This window comes from Shinella zoogloeoides, from assembly GCF_020883495.1.
GTDB lineage: Bacteria > Pseudomonadota > Alphaproteobacteria > Rhizobiales > Rhizobiaceae > Shinella > Shinella zoogloeoides.
Window position 1 is genome coordinate 58,107 of the sequence record NZ_CP086612.1, and the last position, 19,826, is coordinate 77,932.

Annotated in this window: 19 protein-coding genes; 11 read left to right on the top strand and 8 right to left on the bottom strand. The window is 68.3% G+C overall.

Going from position 1 to position 19,826, the window contains the following annotated elements; genetic code table 11:
• Positions 1-25 precede the first annotated feature (25 nt).
• Genes K8M09_RS21515 through K8M09_RS21535 form a run of 5 tightly spaced genes read right to left on the bottom strand, consistent with a single transcriptional unit; the run spans position 26 to position 5,103 of the window.
• Positions 26-1,330 (bottom strand): aspartate aminotransferase family protein, encoded by a 1,305-nt coding sequence (locus K8M09_RS21515; RefSeq protein ID WP_160786566.1) that lies wholly within the window; start codon positions 1,328-1,330, stop codon positions 26-28.
• Positions 1,327-2,148: an N-formylglutamate amidohydrolase gene (locus tag K8M09_RS21520; RefSeq protein WP_160786565.1), complete on the bottom strand. Its 822-nt coding sequence runs from the start codon at positions 2,146-2,148 to the stop codon at positions 1,327-1,329. The genes K8M09_RS21515 and K8M09_RS21520 overlap by 4 nt, the downstream gene beginning before the upstream one ends.
• A gap of 14 nt (positions 2,149-2,162) precedes the next feature.
• Complete coding sequence (locus K8M09_RS21525) at positions 2,163-3,509, bottom strand: glutamine synthetase family protein (RefSeq protein ID WP_160786564.1); 1,347 nt, start codon at positions 3,507-3,509, stop codon at positions 2,163-2,165.
• A 25-nt stretch (positions 3,510-3,534) separates the two neighbouring features.
• A complete protein-coding gene (locus K8M09_RS21530) occupies positions 3,535-4,197 on the bottom strand; it encodes an isochorismatase family cysteine hydrolase (RefSeq protein ID WP_160786563.1) in 663 nt (220 codons plus the stop codon).
• A 24-nt stretch (positions 4,198-4,221) separates the two neighbouring features.
• Positions 4,222-5,103, bottom strand: coding sequence for a MurR/RpiR family transcriptional regulator (locus K8M09_RS21535; RefSeq protein WP_160786562.1), 882 nt, complete (start codon positions 5,101-5,103; stop codon positions 4,222-4,224).
• A 166-nt stretch (positions 5,104-5,269) separates the two neighbouring features.
• On the opposite strand from K8M09_RS21535, the gene K8M09_RS21540 reads away from it, so the two are divergent.
• The 6 genes from K8M09_RS21540 to K8M09_RS21565 all read left to right on the top strand — a co-directional run bounded on the left by K8M09_RS21540 (position 5,270) and on the right by K8M09_RS21565 (position 11,814).
• Positions 5,270-7,144, top strand: a complete 1,875-nt coding sequence (locus K8M09_RS21540) for a branched-chain amino acid ABC transporter ATP-binding protein/permease (protein WP_160786561.1) — start codon at positions 5,270-5,272, stop codon at positions 7,142-7,144.
• A gap of 19 nt (positions 7,145-7,163) precedes the next feature.
• Positions 7,164-8,318, top strand: coding sequence for an ABC transporter substrate-binding protein (locus K8M09_RS21545; protein ID WP_160786560.1), 1,155 nt, complete (start codon positions 7,164-7,166; stop codon positions 8,316-8,318).
• Positions 8,319-8,405: 87 nt separating this feature from the next.
• Entirely contained in the window at positions 8,406-9,140 is a 735-nt protein-coding gene (locus K8M09_RS21550; RefSeq protein WP_229342538.1) for an ABC transporter ATP-binding protein, read from the top strand.
• A gap of 22 nt (positions 9,141-9,162) precedes the next feature.
• Positions 9,163-10,050: a branched-chain amino acid ABC transporter permease gene (locus K8M09_RS21555; RefSeq protein WP_229342539.1), complete on the top strand. Its 888-nt coding sequence runs from the start codon at positions 9,163-9,165 to the stop codon at positions 10,048-10,050.
• 89 nt (positions 10,051-10,139) lie between these two features.
• Positions 10,140-11,066: an MYG1 family protein gene (locus tag K8M09_RS21560; protein WP_160786559.1), complete on the top strand. Its 927-nt coding sequence runs from the start codon at positions 10,140-10,142 to the stop codon at positions 11,064-11,066.
• Positions 11,067-11,205: 139 nt separating this feature from the next.
• Positions 11,206-11,814 (top strand): L,D-transpeptidase, encoded by a 609-nt coding sequence (locus K8M09_RS21565; RefSeq protein ID WP_160786558.1) that lies wholly within the window; start codon positions 11,206-11,208, stop codon positions 11,812-11,814.
• An 85-nt stretch (positions 11,815-11,899) separates the two neighbouring features.
• Here K8M09_RS21565 and K8M09_RS21570 read toward each other — a convergent pair whose 3' ends face one another.
• Positions 11,900-13,411 (bottom strand): UbiD family decarboxylase, encoded by a 1,512-nt coding sequence (locus tag K8M09_RS21570; RefSeq protein WP_160786557.1) that lies wholly within the window; start codon positions 13,409-13,411, stop codon positions 11,900-11,902.
• A 120-nt stretch (positions 13,412-13,531) separates the two neighbouring features.
• Between K8M09_RS21570 and ubiT the strand changes: the two genes are divergently transcribed.
• The 5 genes from ubiT (at position 13,532) to K8M09_RS21595 (ending at position 17,840) form a co-directional block, all read left to right on the top strand.
• Positions 13,532-14,038 (top strand): ubiquinone anaerobic biosynthesis accessory factor UbiT, encoded by a 507-nt coding sequence (gene ubiT, locus K8M09_RS21575; RefSeq protein ID WP_160786556.1) that lies wholly within the window; start codon positions 13,532-13,534, stop codon positions 14,036-14,038.
• Positions 14,029-15,006, top strand: a complete 978-nt coding sequence (gene ubiU, locus K8M09_RS21580; RefSeq protein ID WP_160786555.1) for a ubiquinone anaerobic biosynthesis protein UbiU — start codon at positions 14,029-14,031, stop codon at positions 15,004-15,006. The genes ubiT and ubiU overlap by 10 nt, the downstream gene beginning before the upstream one ends.
• Positions 15,007-15,014: 8 nt before the next feature.
• Positions 15,015-15,938 carry a ubiquinone anaerobic biosynthesis protein UbiV gene (ubiV, locus tag K8M09_RS21585; RefSeq protein ID WP_160786554.1) on the top strand — a complete coding sequence of 308 codons (924 nt, stop codon included), beginning with the start codon at positions 15,015-15,017 and terminating at the stop codon, positions 15,936-15,938.
• Positions 15,939-16,250: 312 nt separating this feature from the next.
• The gene (locus K8M09_RS21590; protein WP_160786553.1) at positions 16,251-17,117 is read left to right on the top strand and encodes an SdiA-regulated domain-containing protein; all 867 of its coding nucleotides are present in this window, start codon (positions 16,251-16,253) and stop codon (positions 17,115-17,117) included.
• Between the two features lie 141 nt (positions 17,118-17,258).
• Positions 17,259-17,840 carry a helix-turn-helix domain-containing protein gene (locus K8M09_RS21595; protein ID WP_160786552.1) on the top strand — a complete coding sequence of 194 codons (582 nt, stop codon included), beginning with the start codon at positions 17,259-17,261 and terminating at the stop codon, positions 17,838-17,840.
• A gap of 348 nt (positions 17,841-18,188) precedes the next feature.
• Here the strand turns inward: K8M09_RS21595 and K8M09_RS21600 are convergent, their stop codons facing one another.
• Positions 18,189-18,923 carry a FadR/GntR family transcriptional regulator gene (locus K8M09_RS21600; RefSeq protein ID WP_160786551.1) on the bottom strand — a complete coding sequence of 245 codons (735 nt, stop codon included), beginning with the start codon at positions 18,921-18,923 and terminating at the stop codon, positions 18,189-18,191.
• Between the two features lie 101 nt (positions 18,924-19,024).
• Positions 19,025-19,819: an NAD-dependent epimerase/dehydratase family protein gene (locus K8M09_RS21605; protein WP_160786550.1), complete on the bottom strand. Its 795-nt coding sequence runs from the start codon at positions 19,817-19,819 to the stop codon at positions 19,025-19,027.
• Positions 19,820-19,826: the final 7 nt, after the last annotated feature.

The window sequence follows — 19,826 nt, forward strand, 5'->3', positions numbered from 1 at the left end:
CGATAAGTCTCTCATCGCCCCTGCCTCACCAGCCGGCGAACCGTTCGAGAACCGTGTCGGGGACGGTGTGGACGTCGGAGAGGGCCTGATCCAGTTTTTGCAGGGCCTCGTGGATGTCGGCTTGCGTCGTGGTCAGGGGCGGGGTGAATTCCAGCACGTTGCCGTTCATGCCCACATAGTAGAGCACGAGGCCGAGTTCGTAGGCGCGGTAGATGAGTTTTGCCGTTTCGGATCGGGCCGGCGTGCGGTCCTGCCGGTCGTGCACGAGTTCCACGCCACAGGCAAGGCCGCGGCCGCGGATGTCGCCGATGAGCGGGTGGCGTCCGGCAAGGTCTGCGAGGCCCGCGCGCAGCAGCCTGCCCTTGTGTTCGGCGGCGGCGGCAAGGTTTTCCGTCTCGATGGTGTCGAGCACGGTAAGGCCGGCGGCGGCGCAGATCGGGTTGCCGTGCAGGGTCTGCATGGCGAAGCTTGCGGCGCAGTCGAGGATTTCGGCCGGGGCGATGACGGCCGAGAGCGGCAGGCCGCCGCCGAGGCCCTTGCCGAGCACGAGAATGTCGGGGACGAAGGCCTCATGCTCGAAACAGTGCAGGCGGCCGCTGCGGGCAAGGCCCACCTTCACTTCGTCGCAGACGACGAGGATATCGTGCGCGCGGCAGAGGGCGGCGAATTTTTTCAGGAAACCGTCCGGCGGCACGATCAGCCCGCCGTCCGACTGGATCGGCTCGATGAAGGCTGCCGCGATCGAGCCTGCCGGAACGGCGGCGAGGCGTTCCTCGAGAAGCGCAAGGACGGCATCGCCCGTCGGATCGTCGCGGTAGGGCCGGTAGGGATCGGGATAGGGCAGCAGGATCAGGCCGTCCGCCTTGGCCGCGCCCGCCTGCACGCTATGGCCGGAAAAGGCCATCGAGCCGACGGTGCAGCCGTGATAGGCGCCGGCAAAGGCGATGACGCCCGTGCGGCCGGTCGCTTTCGTTACGGCGCGATAGGCGGCCTCGTTGGCGTCCGAGCCGGAATGGCCGAACCAGACCTTGTGCGTGCCCTTGCCGGGAAAGCCGGCCAGCAGTCTTTCGGCCAGCGCCACGGCCGGGGCATTGGAGGCAGAGAGGATGCTGGCGCCGGCCGGATTGGCGGCGGCGGCGGAAACGGCCGCGACGATGGCCGGATGGCCGTAGCCGAGGCTCGCCGCGCCCCAGGCGCCGGAAAGGTCGATAAGCTCGCGCCCGCCTTCCTCGGTCAGGCGCGCGCCCTTGCCGCCCGTGACCGCGAGCGGGAAGAAGCGCAGCTTCTGCAGGTCGCCGATGGCGGCGCGGTCGCGGTCGTAGAGTGTCATCCGGCGTCTTCCTTCAGGGCGTCTTGCAGGCAGCGGGTGAGGCGCTCGCCCCATTCGTGAACGCCGGCGAGCGTGTCGACAAGGTCGTGGCGCACCTCGATGAGCGCGCCCGGCAGGCCGCGGGCGTCCGCGTGGACGGGCACGGTATAGTCCTCGTCGGGATGAATGTTGTAGGGCTCGTTGTCGCCGATGGTGAGGGCGGCGTCGGCCTGAAGGCCGCGGATCAGCGCCCGGCCGAAATCCGTCGCCTTGCCGTAGAGGATGCCGGCATGCCACGGCCGCTGCCGGCCGAAATAGACCGGCGTGAAGGAGTGGACGCCGACGACGACCGGACGCCTGCCCTGCGCCTGCAGAAGGTCGAGGCGGTGGGCGACGGCCTCGGCGAAGGGGGTGAACAGCGTGTCGATGCGCTGCTGCCGCTCGGCGTCCGTCAGGTCGCGGTTGCCGGGGATTTCCGTCGTCTCGCTCACTTCGGGGATTGCCGAGGGCACGCCGAGCGGGCGGTTGCAGTCGATGACGAGGCGGGAATAGCCGGTCATGAACAGCGGCGCGTCGAGCGCGCGGCTGAGATGCTGGGAGAGCGCGTTGACGCCGATATCCCAGGCGATATGCCGGCGGCGCTCGGCCTCGGGCAGGCCGAGATCGCCGAGCGCGCGCGGAATGCGGTTGGAGGCGTGCTCGCACAGCAGGAGATAGGGCGAGGCCCCGTCCGGGTTGATCACGGCATAGGGCGGCGGCTCGTCGATGGCGAGCAGCGGCTCGGCGGGATCGTGCCGAAGGCGGTTCTCAGGCCGGGCAATGACCTTGGTCGACGTCATGATCTGTCCATCGCTCAGTAGACGGCCGCGTAGCGCGCGCAAAGATCTTCGGGCGAAAGCCCCTCGACGATCTCGATCTCCTTGCGCTTCATGGCGAAGTAGCAGTCGAGGAAGTCCTTGGGGAACCAGCCCGTCACCACCTTGTCGGCGGCGAGCGTGTCGAGCGCTTCGCCAAGGCTCGACGGCAGGCGGCGGATGCCGAGCCTCGCCTGTTCCTCGGCCGAGAATTCCGACGGGTCGGAATTGATCAGCGGCGGCTGCTCCAGTCCCTGCCGGATGCCTTCGAGGCCGGCGCGCAGCATGACGGCGAGCGACAGGTGCGGGGAGGCGCAGGCGTCGGCGGCGCGGTACTCCATGTTGAACTGCCTGGCCGGGTTGCTGCCGGGCAGGTCCAGCGTCGGGCAGATGCGCAGCGTCGCCTCGCGGTTCTTCTCGCCAAGGCAGGTATAGGCCGCGCTCCAGTGATGCGGCACGAGGCGCATGTAGGAGAGCACCGAGGGCGCCGTGAAGGCGACGAGCGCCGGCAGATGGCGGATGACGCCGGCCGCGAAGGAGCCGGCGACCTTCGAAAGGCGGCCGGGGCGCGCGGCGTCGAAGGTCACGGGGTTGCCGTCGAGGTCGGTGAAGCTGACATGCAGGTGGACGCCGTTGCCGACGCCGTTCGGGTCGGTCTTCGGCGCGAAGCTGGCGTGCCAGCCGAAGAGGGCGGCGACCTCCCGCGTGACGGCGCGGATGGTCGCGCCCCGGTCGGCGGCGACGAGCGCCGGGGCCGGGCGGCAGGTGACCTCGAACTGGTCCTTGCCATATTCCGGCAGGAACATTTCCGGCTCCGCGCCGGCCTCTCGGAGCGCGGTCATCAGCAGCGAGCCGAAGGGTTCGGCGCGGCGCTGGGCGCGAAGGCCGAAGGAGGGGGCGGCGGGCCAGTCGGCGCCGATGACCTGGAATTCCTGCTCGACGGCGCTGATGACCCTGAGGCCGGCCTCCTTCTCGAAATCGGCGATCGTCCGCTTCAGGAAGCCGCGCACGCAGCACTCCCACGGCTCGCCCGTCAGATCGGTGATGTCGGCATGGTAGAAGTGCAGCGGCGTTTCGTCGGGCAGGCAGGTGACGCGCGCCTTGCTGGCGGGGTCCGCCATCAGGCGCAGGTCCCCGGCCGAGCCCCACGGGTTGGGATCGGCGATGATGTCGAAGGGCGTCAGCGCCAGGTTCGCCGGAACCCAGCCGACGCCCTTGCGCAGATAATCCTCGATCTCGGAGGCGGCGAAGCTGCGCCCGCGCGTGATGCCGGCAATGTCGGTGGTGACGAAGGTCGCCAGTTCCGTGAGGCCGGAGAGCGCCTTGCCGTTGCTGCTGTCGTTCATGCTGTTCCCCTTTATTGCGAAGCGGTCAGGCCCGGCCGAGGCCTTCGAGGCGGCGGACGACGGTATCGGTGTCGGTGGTCCAGCAGTAGCCGGAATAGGCGCGCAGCGCCGCCGTGTGGCGCTCGGGGCTGTAGGTGGCGCAGGCGTCGTCCACCACGGTCACCAGATAGCCGCGGTCGGCGGCGTCGCGCACGGCCATGTCGACGCACTGGTCGGTGATGACGCCGGCGATGATCAGGTAGCGCGTGTTGAGGTTGCGCAGCACATAGTCGATATTGGTCGAGTTGAAGACGCCGGAGGAGGTCTTCGGCAGCACGATCTCGTTGTCGACGGGCGCGAGCGCCGGGATGACCTGCCCCTCGGGCGAACCCTTCGGCACATGCATGTCGGAAAGCTTGTGGTCGAGCGAGCGGTCGCGGCCGTCCAGCGTCAGGCTCTCGATGATGGTGTGCAGCACGTTGCAGCCCGCCTTGCGACCGGCTTCGAGAATGCGCACCTGGTTCGGGATCACCGTTTCGCGCAGGCGGCGGTGGTAGTAGCTGTCGGCGTCCTGCGGATGGGTCGGGTCGAGGTTCGGCTCGCACCAGATGCGCTGCATGTCGACATAGAGCAGGGCCGTCATGCCCGGTTCGTAGGCGCTGTCGCGCCGCAGCAGGTCCTTGCCGTGTTGCACTTCAATCGCGGTCATGTCTGTCCTCCGGTTCGTAATCGGTCAGGCGCCGCCCTCGGCGGGCGTGCCATAGGCGTCCTCGGTGATGCCGTAGCTGCGGCGCAGTTCCTCCATGCGCTCGATGCGGCCGCGCGACTGGCTGGCGAGCCGCGCGGTGAGGCCGGCGATCAGCGCTTCTGTCTGCGCGATGGCGGGCACCATCGTGTCATAGGGCGAAACGGTGTCGACCGGGGCCATCAGCGTGACGGCGGCGAATTCGGCGATGGGCGAAACCCAGCGGTCGGTGAAGAGCACGATCTTCGCGCCCTGCCGGGCCGCCTGCCGGGCGAAGCGGATCGTGTCGATCTGGTAGCGGCGGTAGTCGTAGACGAAGAGCACGTCGCGCTTGCCGAGATCGACGAGCTGGTCGACCTGATCGGCCTGCGCGCCGTTGATCCAGCGCGTCTCGGCGCGAAGCTGCTTCATGTGCGACCACAGGAGGCCGGCAAGGAAGCCGCTGAAGCGGCCGCCGAGACAATGGACGCGCAGGCTGAGATCGGCGGCCGCGTCGATGGCGGCCTCGAAATCGCCGGGCGGCAGCATCTGCATGGAGGATTCCAGCGCATGGATGCTGGCGCGCAGGAAGTACTGGTAGAAATTCTCCTGCTCCAGCGAGGGCTTGCGCGTGTCGAGCATGGACAGGGGCGAACTCATGCGCTCCTGCACCTCGCCGAGCAGCGCGGCCTGGAATTCCGGATAGCCCTCGTAGCCGAGCTTGCTGGCGAAGCGCACGACCGTCGGGTTGCTGACGCCGGCGGCGGCGGCCAGATGCGCGACCGTGGCGAGGCCGGCGGCCGGATAGTTCGACAGGAGCTGGCGCACGATCTTCAGCTCGGCGCGGGTGAAGGCGATCTGCCCGTCGGTCAGGCGGTCTCGTATGGCCATTGTCCTGCCTCCCCTCGTGATCGGCGTCGCGGCTCGATTTTAATTTTGTTACATTCTTGCTAGCAGACAATAAAAAATGAAACAAGATTGACATATGCGTTTTCTCGATTAACGTTTGTTGCGGGAACAGGTCCGGCAAACGGGCCGATAAATCGGGAGAATGCTGATGGGGCGCATAAGGCGCGGAACCGTCGTCGGTATCGTTGCGACGGCGCTTCCCCTGGTAGCGATCGCCGCTGTGGCGGCCGGTCTCTTTCCGGGGGCGGGGGAGCGGCTGGTGACGCTGTTCCTGATCAATGTCGTCGCCGTCATCGGCATCGGCGTGTACAGCGGCAATTCCGGCATCATCTCCTTCGGCAATGTCGGCTTCATGGCCATCGGCGCCTATGCCTCGGGTCTCCTGACCATCAATCCCATCGTGCAGAAGACGGCGCTGCCGCACCTGCCGGAATGGCTGATGGGCTGGGGCATGCCCTTCTTGCCGGCGCTCGTGGTCGCACTCGTCGTCGTCGCTCTGGTGGCGGTGGCCATCGGCATTCCGGTGGCAAGGCTCGGCGGTTCCTCTGCCTCGATCTGCACGCTCGGCTTCCTCGTCATCGTGCATGTCGTGCTGGTCGCCTCCAGCGATTTCACCCGCGGCAGCCAGACCTTCTTCGGCATTCCGCGCGCGGTGAACCTGTGGGTCGCGCTGCCCTTCGCCATCCTTGCCGTCGCCGTCGCCCGCATCTATCGCGACAGCGCGGCGGGCATGAAGCTGCGCGCCTCGCGGGAGGACGAGATCGCCTCGGCCGCCGTCGGCGTCAATGTGCGCCTGCACCGCTTCCTGGCCTGGGTGCTGGGGGCGATCGTCTCCGGCGCGGCCGGCGTGCTCTTCGCCCATTTCATCGGCGCCTTCTCGCCGAAGGACTTCTATTTCAACTTCACCTTCATGCTGCTCGCCATGCTGATCCTCGGCGGCATCACCACGGTCTCCGGCGCGGTCGTCGGCGCGGCGGTGATCATGGTCATCGTGGAGTTCCTGCGCAAACTGGAAGGCGGCGTCGATCTCGGCTTCCTGTCTCTGCCCACGGTCTTCGGCCTCACCGATATCGGCATCGGCCTTGCCATCCTCCTCGTCATGTACCGTCTGCAGGACGGGCTGCTCGGCGTGCGCGAGATCGACGAGCAGGTGCCGTTCCTCAAGCGCCTCGCGGCGGGCGGCGCCAGGCCCGCGCCGGCCGCGCCGGAGCCGGCGCCGGCCTCCGAAGGCGGCACGCTGCGCGTGGAGAATGTCGGCAAGCGCTTCGCCGGCCTCGTCGCGCTGGAAAATGCGAATTTCGACATCCGCCCCGGCCTCGTCACCGGCCTGATCGGCCCGAACGGCGCGGGCAAGTCGACCCTCATCAACAGCGTCTCGGGCGTCGTGCCGCCCTCGGCGGGGCGGGTGACAATCGACGGCGCGGATGTCGCGGCGCTGCCCGTCTACAAGGTGCCGGTCGCCGGCCTTGCCCGCACCTTCCAGAACATCCGCCTCTTCAAGAACCTCACGGTGCTGGAGAATGTCACGGTCGCCGCGAGCGCGGTCGCCAGGGATCGCGATCCGGTGGACCTTGCCCGCGCGGCGCTGGCCGAGGTCGGCCTTGGCGACGTCGCCGGCCAGCTTGCCGGCACGCTTTCCTACGGCGCGCAGCGGCGGCTGGAGATCGCCCGCGCGCTGGCCCTGAAGCCGCGCTACCTGCTGCTCGACGAGCCGGCCGCCGGCATGAACCCGGCCGAGACGCAGGAACTGATGACCGTGCTCGACCGCATCCGCACCAGGCACCGCCTCGGCCTTCTCGTCGTGGAGCACGACCTGAAGCTCATCATGCGGCTCTGCGACGTCGTCGTGGTGCTCAACAAGGGCCAGCAGATCGCCATCGGCACGCCGGCCGAAATCCAGGCGAACCCGGCCGTCATCGAAGCCTATATCGGCCGCCGCCGCGCGGCCGCGCCGCACACGCCGCCCGTCATCGAGGCCGGGACGCCGGATTTCGATCCGCACGCCGCCGGCAAGCCCGCATAATCACCAGAGGAGCAGAAGAATGAAAACGACACTGAAGGTTCTTTTCCTGTCCACCGCGCTCGGCGCGCTCGCGTTTCCGGCGCTTGCCGAGGACCTCGTGGTCGGGCTCGCCACCGCGCAGACCGGCGGCCTTGCCCCCTACGACCAGCCCTCGCTGAAGGGCCTGCAGATGGCGGTGGACGAGATCAACGCGGCCGGCGGCATCGCCGGCAAGTTCCCCATCAAGCTCGTCGCCAAGGATACCCGCTCGGATGCCGCCCAGACCGCGCTCGTCGCGCAGGAACTGGTCGACGAGGGCATCAAGATCCTGATCACGCCCTGCGACGCCGACCCGTCGATCGCCGCCGGCCAGATCACGCAGGCCGCCCAGATTCCGGCCTTCTCCTTCTGCGCCACCACGCCGACCATGCCGCTCGCCGTCGGCGACTACATGTTCGGCAACTACCCGGCCGACAACGTGCAGGCCGCGGTTCTGGCGAACTACGCCAAGGACAAGGGCTTCAAGACCGCCTATGTGCTGAAGTCGCCGGACACCGCCTATACGCTGAAGCTGCCGGAATATTTCGCCACCAGCTTCAAGGGCAAGGGCGGCGAGGTGATCGGCGAGGGCACCTACAGCATGGGCCAGCAGGACTTCTCCGCCGAGGTCACCAAGATCAAGGCGCTGAACCCGGCGCCCGACGTCATCATGACCGCCGCCTACGAGCCTGACTTCCCGGCCTTCATCCGCCAGCTTCGCGGCGCGGGCGTCACGGTGCCGATCCTCGGCAGCGACGGCATCGATTCGCCGACCACCTTCGGCCTCGGCCCGCTGGTCGACGGCGTCGTCTTCACCACGGCGGGCTTCGCCACCGAGGGCAGCCCGCTGGCCGCCTTCAACGCGAAGTACAAGGCCAAGTTCGGCCAGGACCCGGACACCGTCTACATCGCCAACGGCTACGATCTCGGCAAGGTCATCGAGGCGGCCGTCGCCAAGGCCGACAGCGTCGAGCCGACGGCGATCCGCGAGGCCATTGCCGGGCTGGAAAATGTCGAGGGCGTGACCGGCAAGATCAGCTATGCCGGCACGCAGGGCATGCCGCTGCGCTCCGTCTCGCTGGTGCGCATCGAGGGCGGCAACCGCTCGCTGGTCAGCCAGGGCGTTCCGGCCGCCGCGGATGTTCCCGCGCCGTAATCTGCAAGCGACGCCCTCCGGCGCGGGCCGGAGGGCGTTCCTTCCTGCTGTGTGGCCGGGGCGGTGCGCCGCGGCGAGGATTTTCCGATGACGCATGACAAGCACGATGAGACCCCCCTGCTGGAGGTCAGCGGCCTCAAGGTCGCCTACGGACCCGTCGAGGCGCTGAAGGGCGTCGACCTCAAGGTTCGCCGCGGCCAGATCGTCACCCTGCTCGGCGCGAACGGCGCGGGCAAGAGTTCCACGCTCAATTCGCTCGTCGGCCTTGCGGCCAAGCGGGCGGGACGGGTCACCTTCGCCGGCCGGGACATATCGGCGCTGCCGCCGGAAATGATCGTGCGCATGGGCATGACGCTGACGCCGGAAGGCCGACGCATCTTCCCGACGCTGACGGTGGACGAGCACCTGCTGCTCGGCGGGGCCATGCACAAGGGGCGCGGCCAGATCGACGCGGTGCGCGAGGACATGCTGTCGCGCTTCCCGATCCTGAAGGAGCGGCTGCACCAGAAGGCCGGCTCGCTCTCCGGCGGCGAGCAGCAGATGCTGGCGATCGCCCGCTCCATGATGTCCTCGCCCGACCTCCTGCTGCTCGACGAGCCGTCGCTCGGCCTTGCGCCGCAGATCGTCGACCAGATTTTCGAGCTGATCGCGGGCCTGCGCCAGCGGGGGCTGACGATCCTGCTCGTCGAGCAGAACGTCTCGCTGTCGCTGGAGATCGCCGATGCCGGCTATGTCATGGCGAACGGCCGCATCGTGCTGTCCGGCCCGGCGGCGGACCTGCGCAATTCCACTGAAATCCAGGGCGCCTATCTGGGCGCGTGACCGGCGAAAAGGAAAACGATCCATGGACATGTTCCTGCAACAGCTCGTCAACGCGCTCAGTCTGGGCGGCACCTATGCGCTGCTGGCGCTCGGCCTTGCCGTGGTCTTCTCGATCATGGGCCTCATCAATTTCGCCCATGGCGAGCTGATGACGGCGACGGGCTATGGCCTGTGCTTCGCGCTCGTCTTCGGCATGCCCTTCGGGCTTGCCGTCGTCGCGGCGCTTGCGGTCGGGATCGCCCTGGTATTGCTGATGGAGCGCACCGCCTTCCGTCCGGTGCGCGGGGCGAGCGGCACGACGCTGCTGCTGACGAGCTTCGCCGTCAGCGCCATCCTGCGCGTGCTCTTCCAGAACTTCATCTCGGCCCGCCCGCAGCCGGTGCCGATGCCGATGAGCCTTTCCGGCACGCTGGAGATCGGCGGCCTGCATATCGGCGTCATCCAGGCCATCTCCATCCTCGTCACCGTCATCATGCTGGTCGGCCTCAACCTCTTCCTGCGCACGACCGTGCTCGGCCGCGCCATGCGCGCAGCCTCCGAGGACTTCGCCATCGTGCGCCTGATGGGCATCCGCGCCAATGCCGTCGTCGCCACGGCCTTCGCCATCTCCGGCCTCCTGGCGGGCGTCGCCGGCATCCTGTGGGTGGCGCAGCGCGGCAGCGTCGATCCGCTGATGGGCTTCCTGCCGGTGCTGAAGGCCTTCATCGCGGCGATCATCGGCGGCCTCGGCAGCCTGTCCGGCGCGGTCGCCGGCGGCTTCCTGCTCGGCTTCATCGAGGTCTTCCTGCAGGCCTATCTACCGGAAAGCCTGCTGAGCTACCGCGACGCCTTCACCATCCTCCTCGTCATCGCCGTGCTGCTCTTCGCGCCGCAGGGGCTTCTGGCCCGCAAGACGGTCGTCAAGCTCTGACGACCGCTCGACGCCCTTGAAACCCGGCGCGCCAATCGCTATTCGACCTGAACGATCGCGAACACAGACCCATCGACAGGTTGAGCAGCATGGCCCCGGACTTCCTCGTAACCCATTCCGGCGGCTTCCATGCGGATGAGCTGCTGTCCAGCGTGATCCTCACGCGCCTGTTTCCCGCCGCCCGGATCGTGCGCAGCCGCGCGCCGGAATGGATCACGCCGGCCGGCGACAGGATTATCTACGATGTCGGCGGGGCCTACGACCCGGCTGCCGGCATCTTCGACCATCACCAGCGCGGCGCGCCGCTGCGCGACGACGGCCAGCCGTTCAGCTCCTTCGGGCTGGTCTGGCGGCAGTTCGGCCGGGACTACCTTGCCGCCTGCAATATTCCGGCGTCGGATATCGAGGCCCTGCATGCCGGCTTCGACAGGGATTTCGTGCTGCCGGTCGACCTGATGGACAACGGTGCGGTCAGCCCGTCCGTCGCCGGCATCCTCGGCAAGCTGACGCTGCCGGTCCTTCTCGAAACGCTCAAGCCCGTCTTCGACGACCGGGGGCCGGATGTCGACGACCGGGCCTTCCACGATGCGCTTGCCATCGCACGCAGCATGGTCGAGGCGGCGATCCGGCAGGATGCGGCCAAGCTGCGCGCCGAATCGATCGTGCTCAAGGCGATCGCGGCGGCCGGCGAGGGGCGCGTGCTGGAGCTGCCGATGGGAATGCCCTTCCGCCCGGCGATCGTGAAGGCGGGGGCCGAGCATCTGCTGTTCGTCGTCCATCCGCGCGAGACCGACTGGTGCCTGACCGGCATCCGCCGCTCGGGCGACGGCTTCGAGCTGCGCGCCGACCTGCCGGCGGCCTGGGCCGGCCTGACGGGCGAGGCCCTTGCCGCGGCCTGCGGCGTTGCCGGCGCAACCTTCTGCCATAACGGCCGCTTCATCGCGGCGGCCGGCACGCGGGACGCCGCGCTTGCTATGGCGCAGATCGCGGTCGCCGAAGCGCTGGCCTCGCAATAACCGGCCCGCGCCCTCCCGGCGCGATACCGGCCGCAGCCGCCGGTTGACTTTGCCGGGGGGATCGGGGCAACGTCGCGACTCAGGGTACATAACGCCGGGTTTGACACGGGCGGCCAGCGGCGGCCGGTTGAGGGATTTCATGAGACATTTGTTCAGCAGGCGCTCCTTCGTCCTCGGCGCGGCATCGCTCCTGGCGCTGGCCCACAGGGCGGACGCCGCCCAGAGAAACTGGTATATCGGCCGCATCCCCGACCAGCCCTTCGATATCCCTCTCGTCGACAAGTCGCTCATTCCCGTGCGGTTCCACCGGCAGTCGGTGCCCTATACGGGCCGGGAAGCGGCGGGAACCATCCTCATCAACAAGCGCGAACGCTTCCTCTATTACATCGAGGGCGGCGGCCGGGCGGTCCGGTACGGCATCGCGGTCGGCCGCGACGGGCAGCGCTGGACCGGCGAGGCGGTCGTCGGGCGGATGGCGCGGTGGCCGAGCTGGACCCCGACCGCCAACATGCGCCGGCGCAACCCCAACCTGCCGCAGCGCGTGGCCGGCGGCCCGCAGAACCCGCTCGGCGCGCGGGCGATCTACCTCTACCGCGACGGCCGCGATACGCTTTTCCGCATTCACGGCACCAATGAGCCGTGGAGCATCGGCAATGCGGCCTCTTCCGGCTGCATCCGCATGCTGAACGAGCACGTTCTCGAACTCTTCGGCACCGTGCGCAACGGCGCCCGCGTCATCGTTCTCTAGGACTGATCGACCTTCAGCCCATGCCGGCCTGCAAATGGCGCTTTCCGGGCACCGGGCGGCGAACCGTTTCAGGCCGCCGCCGTCTTCATACGGCGGTCTCCCCGAGGCCGAGCGCGTGCCACAATCCATCCACCCGCGCGGCGACCTCGGGCGCCATGGCGAGCGGCTGGCCCCATTCGCGGTCGGTTTCCGTGCCGATCTTGTTGGTGGCGTCGAGGCCGAGCTTGCCGCCGAGGCCGGATTTCGGCGAGGCGAAGTCGAGATAGTCGATGGGCGTGTTGTCGACGACCATGAGGTCGCGGCCGGCATCGAAGCGGGTGGAGAGCGCCCAGACGATATCCGGCCAGCTCCTGACATCGATATCGCCGTCCACGGCGATGATCAGCTTGGTGTAGCTGAACTGCGGCAGCATGGACCACAGGCCCATCATCACCCGCCGCGCCTGTCCCGGATAGCGCTTGTCGATGGAAACGACCATGGCGCGGTAGGAGCAGGCCTCCGGCGGCAGCCAGAGGTCGCGGATCTCCGGGAACTGGCGCCTGACCAGCGGCACGAAGAGTTCGTTCATCGCCTCGCCCAGCCGGGACGGCTCGTCCGGCGGTCGGCCGGTATAGGTGGAAAGGTAGAGCGGGTTCCGGCGCATGGTGATCGCCGAAAGCGTCATCACCGGAAAGGTCTCGACGGAATTGTAGTAGCCCGTATGGTCGCCATAGGGGCCTTCCTCGGCCGTCACGGTGGGCGAGACGCTGCCCTCGAGCACGATTTCCGCGCCGGCGGGGATGGGGAGGGGAACGGTGAGGCCCCGTGCGATCCTTTGCCGCCGGCCGCCGAGAACGCCGGCGAAAGCCAGCTCGCTCATGCCGTCGGGCAGCGGCATGACGGCGGACAGGATCGTGGCGGGATCGGCGCCGATGACGACGGCGACGGGCATGTCCTGCCCGCGCGCCTGCCAGAGCCGGTGGTGGCGCGCCCCGCCGCGATGGGCGAGCCAGCGCATGATCAGCCGGTCCCGGCCGAGCACCTGCATGCGGTAGATGCCGACATTGATATCGGACGGATCGTCCGGCGCGGCGGTGATCACCAGCGGCCAGGTGACGAGCGGGGCGGGCTCGCCCGGCCAGCAGGTCTGGATCGGCAGGCGCGACAGGTCGATGGCCTCGCCGCGCCAGACGATCTGCCGGCAGGACGGGCGGGCGATGTCGCGCGGGTTCATCGCCAGCGCCGCCTTGAGATGCGGCAGCTTTTGCCAGGCCTCGCGCATCGAGCGTGGCGGCTTGGGGTCGCGCAGGTCCGCGAGGAAGGCGGCAAGGCGCGGCAGCCCGCCGCTCTCCAGCCCGAACCCCCATTCGATCCGCTCGCGCGTGCCGAAGAGATTGGCAAGGAGCGGTATCGGCTGGATATTGCCCGCGGCATCGACCGGCCGCTCGAAGAGCAGCGCCGGCCCTTCCTGCGCCAGCACGCGGCGGTGGATTTCGGTGACCTCATGCACCAGCGAGACCGGCTCGCGGATGCGCTTCAGCCGCGCCCGTCGTTCGAGCAGGGCGACGAAATCCTGAAGGCTGTCGTAACGGCGGGGAAGGGAGGCATCGGCTTTCATGGCGAACCCTTGCCGGGGAAAAACGTCCCGGTCTTTGTGCTGGCGCAAACTCGTGCGGCGCGGCGCTGCCTAGGTTCCGGCCATCCGTTTCGCCATCCGTTCCTGCCAGGGGCCGCCTGCATGCAATCCCTTCCTCCGCTCCTTGCGCGACCCGTCGAGATCGTCCCGCTCTGGCTCATCGAGCGCGTGGCGCGCACCGTCTTCGCCGGGGTCCTCAAGGCCCATCCCGATCTCTTCGAGCGGCTCGGCGACTACCGGCTGACCCGTTACTGTTTCTCGCCCGCCGACCTGCCGCTGCATTTCCTCGTCGTGCCGGCCGAGGCGTCGCTGTCCGTCGCGCGCGGCAAGCCGCCGCTTGCCGATGCGCGCATCGAGGGGCCGCTGGTATTGCTGCTCGGCCTGCTCGAAGGGCGCTGCGATGGGGATGCGCTGTTCTTCTCGCGCGATCTTTCCGTCACCGGCGACATGGAGGCGATGCTGGCGCTGCGCAACGCGCTCGACGACAGCGCCATCGACCTGCCGCGCGAGATCGGCGCGCTGGCCGGCCCGCTTTCCCCGCTGGTGGCGGGGGCCGCGCGCCATATCCGCGCCCGCGCGCTCGAAGGAAGGGATGCGACATGGAACTGATCTGCCCCGCCGGCACGCCGGCCGCCTTTCGCGAGGCGGTGGAGGCCGGCGCGGACGCCGTCTATTGCGGCTTCCGCGACGAGACCAATGCCCGCAATTTCCCCGGCCTGAACTTCAGCCGCGAGGAATTGCGCCAGTCCATCGCGCTCGCCCGCGCCCGGCGCGTCCTCACCTTCGTCGCGCTCAACACCTTCATGCGGGCGGGCGACGAGGCGCTGTGGTATCGCGCGGCGGACGACGCGGTGGCGCTCGGCGCCGATGCGCTGATCCTCGCCGATTTCGGCCTGATGGCCTATGTCGCGGAAAGATATCCCGAGCAGCGCCTGCATGTTTCGGTGCAGGCCTCGGCCGCCAATGCCGACGCCATCCGCTTCCTCGTCGAAGCCTTCGGGGCAAAGCGCGTGGTGCTGCCGCGCGTATTGACGGTGCAGGATATCGCCCGGCTGACGCGGCAGGTGGATTGCGAGGTGGAGGTCTTCGCCTTCGGCGGGCTGTGCGTCATGGCGGAAGGGCGCTGTTCGCTCTCCTCCTACGCCACCGGCAAGTCGCCCAACATGAACGGCGTGTGCTCGCCGGCAAGCCATGTGCGCTACCGGGAGGAGGGCGGCGCGCTGGTCTCCGAACTCGGGGCCTATACGATCAACCGCTTCGGCCCCGGCGAGGCGTCGGGTTATCCGACGCTCTGCAAGGGCCGCTTCGATGTCGGCGGCGCGGAAGGCTACGCCTTCGAGGATCCGGTCTCGCTCGACGTGATCGACGAGATCGACGCCTTGAGGGCGGCGGGCGTCTCGGCGCTGAAGATCGAGGGACGGCAGCGCGGCAAGGCCTATGTCGCCGAGGTGGTTTCCTCCCTCAAGAAGGCGCTTGCCGCCACCCCCGCCGAGCGCGCCGTCCTCGTTTCCCGCCTGCGGGCGATGAGCGAGGGCCAGCGCACCACCGCCGGCGCCTATGACAAGCGCTGGCGATAGGAGACGACATGCAGGACGCAAGGCGCGCCGCCCTCAGCCTGGGGCCGGTCTATTATCTCTGGGACGGGCCGAAGTGGCGGGATTTCTATTTCCGCATCGCCGACGAGGCCGATATCGAGCATGTGACGCTCGGCGAGACGGTCTGTTCCAAGCGGCAGCATTTCAGCGAGCCGCATGTCGCCGAGGTCATCGAGCGGCTGGAGGCCGCCGGCAAGACGGTGACGCTCTCCACGCTCGCCATGGTGACGCTGGAGCGCGAGAGCCGGCATGTGCGCGACCTCGTGCGCGACAGCGCCCATCCCGTCGAGGCGAACGACCTGTCGGCGCTCGGCCTCCTGAAGGGAAAGCCCCATTCGATCGGCCCGCTGGTCAATGTCTACAACGCGGCGACGGCGCGCACGCTCGCCGCGCGCGGGGCGGACAATATCTGCCTGCCGCCGGAGCTGCCGGCCGCCTCGATCCTCGAAATGCTGCGGGCCATGCCCGGCTTCTCCTTCGAGCTTTTCGCCTTCGGCCGCATGCCGCTCGCCATTTCCGCGCGCTGCGCCCATGCCCGCTCGAAGGGGCTGACCAAGGACAATTGCCAGTTCATCTGCGGCGAGGACCCGGACGGCCTGCCGCTGCGCACGCTCGACCGCCAGTCCTTCCTCGTCCTCAACGGCGTGCAGACCATGTCCGGCACCTGCCTCGTGCTGGCGGACGATCTTGCGCCGCTGGTTGCGGCGGGCCTCTCGCGCGTCCGCCTCTCCCCGCAGGATTGCGACATGCCGCGCGTCGCCGCCCTCTACCGCGCCGCGCTCGACGGCAGGATCGACGGCGAGGAAGCGATTGCGGAACTCGCAGCCGCCTACCCCGCCGCCCGCTTCTCGAACGGTTTCCTGCACCAGCAGGAAGGCGCGGCCTGGGTCGCACGCGGCCGGTCGGCGTCGTGAGCGGCGCGGGCGCGCGTGGCTAGCGGCCAGGATCATTTCCTGCGATCCTGAAGATCATTCTCCGATCTATACGGATGTGAATTCTCCTGTTAGGACTATCTTGGGACATCCGGGCTTCCGGAGTGTCCCCGGTGTCAATTTTCGGCGCCGATCTACGAGAAGATACTTTATCGGAACTGCTGTAAGCGAATTTTTATTACCAATTTGCGACATTGGCGACGCGAAATGACCATGAAGGTTTTTACGTCTGTCCTTCGTATCCTGGATAGATTGATTGCAGGGCGGATTGTTCTTGCAACTGGAGCGCTTGTTGTGGTCTCCGGCCTGTGGGCATCGGGGCTGGCGAGCCTCGGCGTGCATATGCTTGCCGTCTGCGCGGTGCCGCAAGCGCGGCAGGGCGGCCTGTCGCTGCCGGCCTTCCGGGTGAGGATCGAGGCGCTGCCGATCGAGGGGATTTCTGCGGATCTTTCCGGCCTCACCTACAATGCGCAGAGCGACACGCTGTTCGGCGTCGTCAACCGCCCGCAGGCAGTCGTCGAGATATCCACCGAGGGACGGCTTCTGCGGCGCATCGCGCTGGAGGGCGCGCGGGATATCGAGGGGATCACCCATGTCGAGGGCAGCCGCTTCGTCGTGGTGGACGAGGCGACGCATCGGATCAGTTGGTTCACGATAGAGCCGGGGACCACGCGGATCGATCTCGGCGCCGCGCCGTTCTTCACGCTCGACCTCGGCGGCTTTGCGAATATGGGCGTCGAGGGCGTCTCCTGGGACCAGAAGGCCGGCACCCTGCTGCTGTCGCAGGAAATGCTGCCGGCGCGCGTGCTGGCGATCGATGGGCTGGAGGAGACGGCGCGGGGCGACGGACTGCAGCTCGCCATCCGCAAATGCGCGCTCGATCTGCCGCTCGGCCCGTCCTTTGCCGATTTCTCCGCCCTTTCGGCACATGATGCGACGGGCAATCTTCTCCTTCTCAGCCATATGACGGGCGCAGTCGCGGAATTTTCGCCGGCCGGCGAACCGGTCGGCCTCATGCTGCTATGGGCCGGCCGGCACGGGCTGAAGAAAAGCGTGCCGCAGGCCGAAGGCATCGCCGTCGGCAAGGACGGCGATCTCTACATCGTGTCGGAGCCGAACCTGTTCTACCGCTTCTCGCCGCAGGCCGCGCGGGCATGGTAGGCCGCCCGCCCTTCAGGCTTTGCCCGGCTTGGTCCAGCGATATCGGTGGAATATTGACATTTTATCCGAAAAGACTAATAATTGTCCCATTGGTCAATTTACAATCTGATGGGACTGGTTTTGGAAGGGGATGCCTATGAAATGCGCCACCGCAAGCCTCCTGACGATCGGGGCCGCCCGCATGGCGGCGTCGGCAAGCCGTCGGAAGGGTCGCAAAGCGTGAGCCGGCTGGGCATTCACCCGCCCGAGGAGGCGGGGCCGGCGGAGGCGGAGCGCATTCTGGCCTCGGTTGCCGCGGCCTGCGCCTCCGAGGCGCTGCGCAAGTCGAAGCGCATGTGTGCGCTGCTGCGCTATCTCGTGCAGGAAGCCATCGAGCGGCCGGGTGCGCCCGTCACCGCCGAGGCTATCGCGGCCAATGTCTTCAACCGGAAGAACGGCTTCGACGCCATCGACGATCCCATCGTGCGCACCACGGTCAGCCGCCTGCGCACGGCGCTTGCCGCCTATTACGAGCAGGAAGCGGAGGGGGATGAGGTGGAAATCCGCATTCCGCGCGGAGGTTACCTGCCCGAATTCCTGCCGCGGGCGGTCAAGCCGCCGGTGCGCAGGCGCTGGGAGAGGCTGCGTGCGAACCCCTGGGTGATGAACGTGGCCAGCGCCATCGTGGCGCTTGTGGCGCTGTGGGTGGCTCTCGTTGTGGGAGCCGGCACATGCCGGCTGTGAGGGCGGCGCAGCGCTCCCCGTTGCGGGCGGCCCGAGCCCGACCTGTCCCGTGAGGCGCCATCCATAGACCGCTGCCACCGCCAGGGCCTTGCCCCAGAGATGCCGCCTGAATCTCAGGCCGCCATGAAGCGCGCCTAAGCAGGTGAGGGCCGCGGCAAGGATGCCCGGCCGAAAGCCGGCGCTCATATGGGGCGCCTGCGTGGTCAATGTCGAAGAGATGCCGAGCGTGCCTCCCAGCGGCGGCAGGAAAATCCGGCGCCCGCCGTCGAGAGGCCAAGGAACAGGTAGGGAAGGCCGGCCACCGGCGTCCATTGCAGGATGTGCTTCTTCGGCAGGTTGCGCCGGTTCCTATCGCGGCGCACGCAGGATGGAGCGGTAGCGGGTCTGGCTGTTCTTCAGGTGGCTGCGCATGGCGGCGCGTGCGCCGTCCTCGTCGCCGTTCTGGATGGCCGCGAGGATGGCTTCGTGCTCGGCGACGATGCGGCGCATGTCGGCGTTCGGCAGCACGGTCTCCTCGCCGTCGGCGGCCACCGCGCGGCGGGGAATGACGGCCGGGCCGAGGGCGTGCAGGAATTCGGCGAAGCGGGGATTGTTGGTGGCCTCGGCGATGGCGAGGTGGAAGGCGAAGTCGGTCTCGGCGGTCGGCTCGCCCTTCTCGGCGCTGGTGCGGAAGGCGTCGAAGGCCTCGAAGATCTTCTCCTCCTGCCCCGGCGAGCGGCGAAGGGCCGCAAGGCCCGCCGCGTCGCCCTCGACGGCGGTGCGCAGTTCCAGCATCTCGATCAGCGAGGAGACGCGGGCAAGGTCGGCGTTCTGGAACACGCGCCGCGTCCGGGCGGGCGGCTCCAGCACGAAGACGCCGACGCCCTGCCGCGCCTCGACCAGCTCGTCGGACCGGAGCGCGGCGATGGCCTCGCGCACCACGGTGCGGCTGACGCCGAATTCCTGCGTCAGTTGCGCCTCCGAGGGCAGACGGTCGCCGGATTTGAAGCGGCCCTTGGCGATTTGCGCGCGGATATCCTCGGCGACTTTCGCCACGAGGGTCCTGCCTTGCACTGCGCTGGTGTCGGTGGGATTGGCTGTCATCGTACCGGTCGTCGTTTCAGGTCCCGGGTGGGGCGTTGATCGTGGATACGCCAAAGGCGGGGCGGGGCGCAATCGTCCTCGTGCGTCCTTGCGCTGATCGCCTATTCCTTGAAGATCGGATTGTCGACGAAGCCGCCGCCCTGATAGCGGGCCATCGCCTCGTCGGCGCGGGGCGGCGGCCCCGCGGCCTCCACCTTGGCGCGAAAGTCCTCCGCATTGTCCTTCGGCGTCCAGCCGAGCCAGCCGAGATGGCTGTTGTCCCACCAGCCGGCGTCATTGGCCGATGCGCCCCAGACGACCGGGCAGCCGAGGACGGGGGCGCGGAAGGCGGCCGCGATCAGCCCGGCGAAGTCGTCCTCGGAGAACCAGGTGGAGAGCATGCGGTGGTTGGTCGGCTCCGGCGTGCAGGAGCCAATGCGCACCAGTGCCGTCTCCTGCCCGAATTTTTCGAAATACATGCGCGCCAGCGCCTCGCCGAAACATTTCGACACGCCGTAAAGCCCGTCCGGCCGGTAGGGCGCGTCCGGCCCGAGCCGCTCGGTCTGCGGATAGTAGCCGATCGTGTGGTTGGAGCTGGCGAAGACGATGCGCGGCAGGCCGTGCGCCCGCGCCGCCTCGTAGAGATTGTAGAGGCCGACGATATTGCCGCCGAGGATCTGCGCGAAGGGCCGCTCCACGGAGATGCCGCCGAGGTGCACGATGCCGTCGCATCCCTCCACCATGGCGTCGACGGCCGCGGCGTCGGCGAGATCGCAGGTCACATGTTCCTCATGAGCACCGGCCGGCGCAAGCGGTACGATATCGGCCAGCCGCAGCGTCTCGGCCAGCGGCGCGAGGCGGGGCTTCAGCGCGCGGCCGAGCGCGCCGGCCGCGCCGGTGATGAGAAGGCGCTTCATTCGTCTC

Bases quoted from the DNA above. Each gene is read 5' to 3' on its own strand.
- K8M09_RS21535 (WP_160786562.1), bottom strand. From the start codon at position 5,103: ATGGCCATACGAGACCGCCTGACCGACGGGCAGATCGCCTTCACCCGC.
- K8M09_RS21605 (WP_160786550.1), bottom strand. From the start codon at position 19,819: ATGAAGCGCCTTCTCATCACCGGCGCGGCCGGCGCGCTCGGCCGCGCG.
- ubiU (WP_160786555.1), top strand. From the start codon at position 14,029: ATGGAACTGATCTGCCCCGCCGGCACGCCGGCCGCCTTTCGCGAGGCG.
- K8M09_RS21520 (WP_160786565.1), bottom strand. From the start codon at position 2,148: ATGACGTCGACCAAGGTCATTGCCCGGCCTGAGAACCGCCTTCGGCAC.
- K8M09_RS21595 (WP_160786552.1), top strand. From the start codon at position 17,259: ATGCGCCACCGCAAGCCTCCTGACGATCGGGGCCGCCCGCATGGCGGC.
- K8M09_RS21515 (WP_160786566.1), bottom strand. From the start codon at position 1,330: ATGACACTCTACGACCGCGACCGCGCCGCCATCGGCGACCTGCAGAAG.
- K8M09_RS21555 (WP_229342539.1), top strand. From the start codon at position 9,163: ATGGACATGTTCCTGCAACAGCTCGTCAACGCGCTCAGTCTGGGCGGC.
- K8M09_RS21565 (WP_160786558.1), top strand. From the start codon at position 11,206: ATGAGACATTTGTTCAGCAGGCGCTCCTTCGTCCTCGGCGCGGCATCG.
- K8M09_RS21545 (WP_160786560.1), top strand. From the start codon at position 7,164: ATGAAAACGACACTGAAGGTTCTTTTCCTGTCCACCGCGCTCGGCGCG.
- K8M09_RS21600 (WP_160786551.1), bottom strand. From the start codon at position 18,923: ATGACAGCCAATCCCACCGACACCAGCGCAGTGCAAGGCAGGACCCTC.
- K8M09_RS21540 (WP_160786561.1), top strand. From the start codon at position 5,270: ATGGGGCGCATAAGGCGCGGAACCGTCGTCGGTATCGTTGCGACGGCG.
- ubiV (WP_160786554.1), top strand. From the start codon at position 15,015: ATGCAGGACGCAAGGCGCGCCGCCCTCAGCCTGGGGCCGGTCTATTAT.
- K8M09_RS21530 (WP_160786563.1), bottom strand. From the start codon at position 4,197: ATGACCGCGATTGAAGTGCAACACGGCAAGGACCTGCTGCGGCGCGAC.
- K8M09_RS21550 (WP_229342538.1), top strand. From the start codon at position 8,406: ATGACGCATGACAAGCACGATGAGACCCCCCTGCTGGAGGTCAGCGGC.
- ubiT (WP_160786556.1), top strand. From the start codon at position 13,532: ATGCAATCCCTTCCTCCGCTCCTTGCGCGACCCGTCGAGATCGTCCCG.
- K8M09_RS21570 (WP_160786557.1), bottom strand. From the start codon at position 13,411: ATGAAAGCCGATGCCTCCCTTCCCCGCCGTTACGACAGCCTTCAGGAT.
- K8M09_RS21525 (WP_160786564.1), bottom strand. From the start codon at position 3,509: ATGAACGACAGCAGCAACGGCAAGGCGCTCTCCGGCCTCACGGAACTG.
- K8M09_RS21560 (WP_160786559.1), top strand. From the start codon at position 10,140: ATGGCCCCGGACTTCCTCGTAACCCATTCCGGCGGCTTCCATGCGGAT.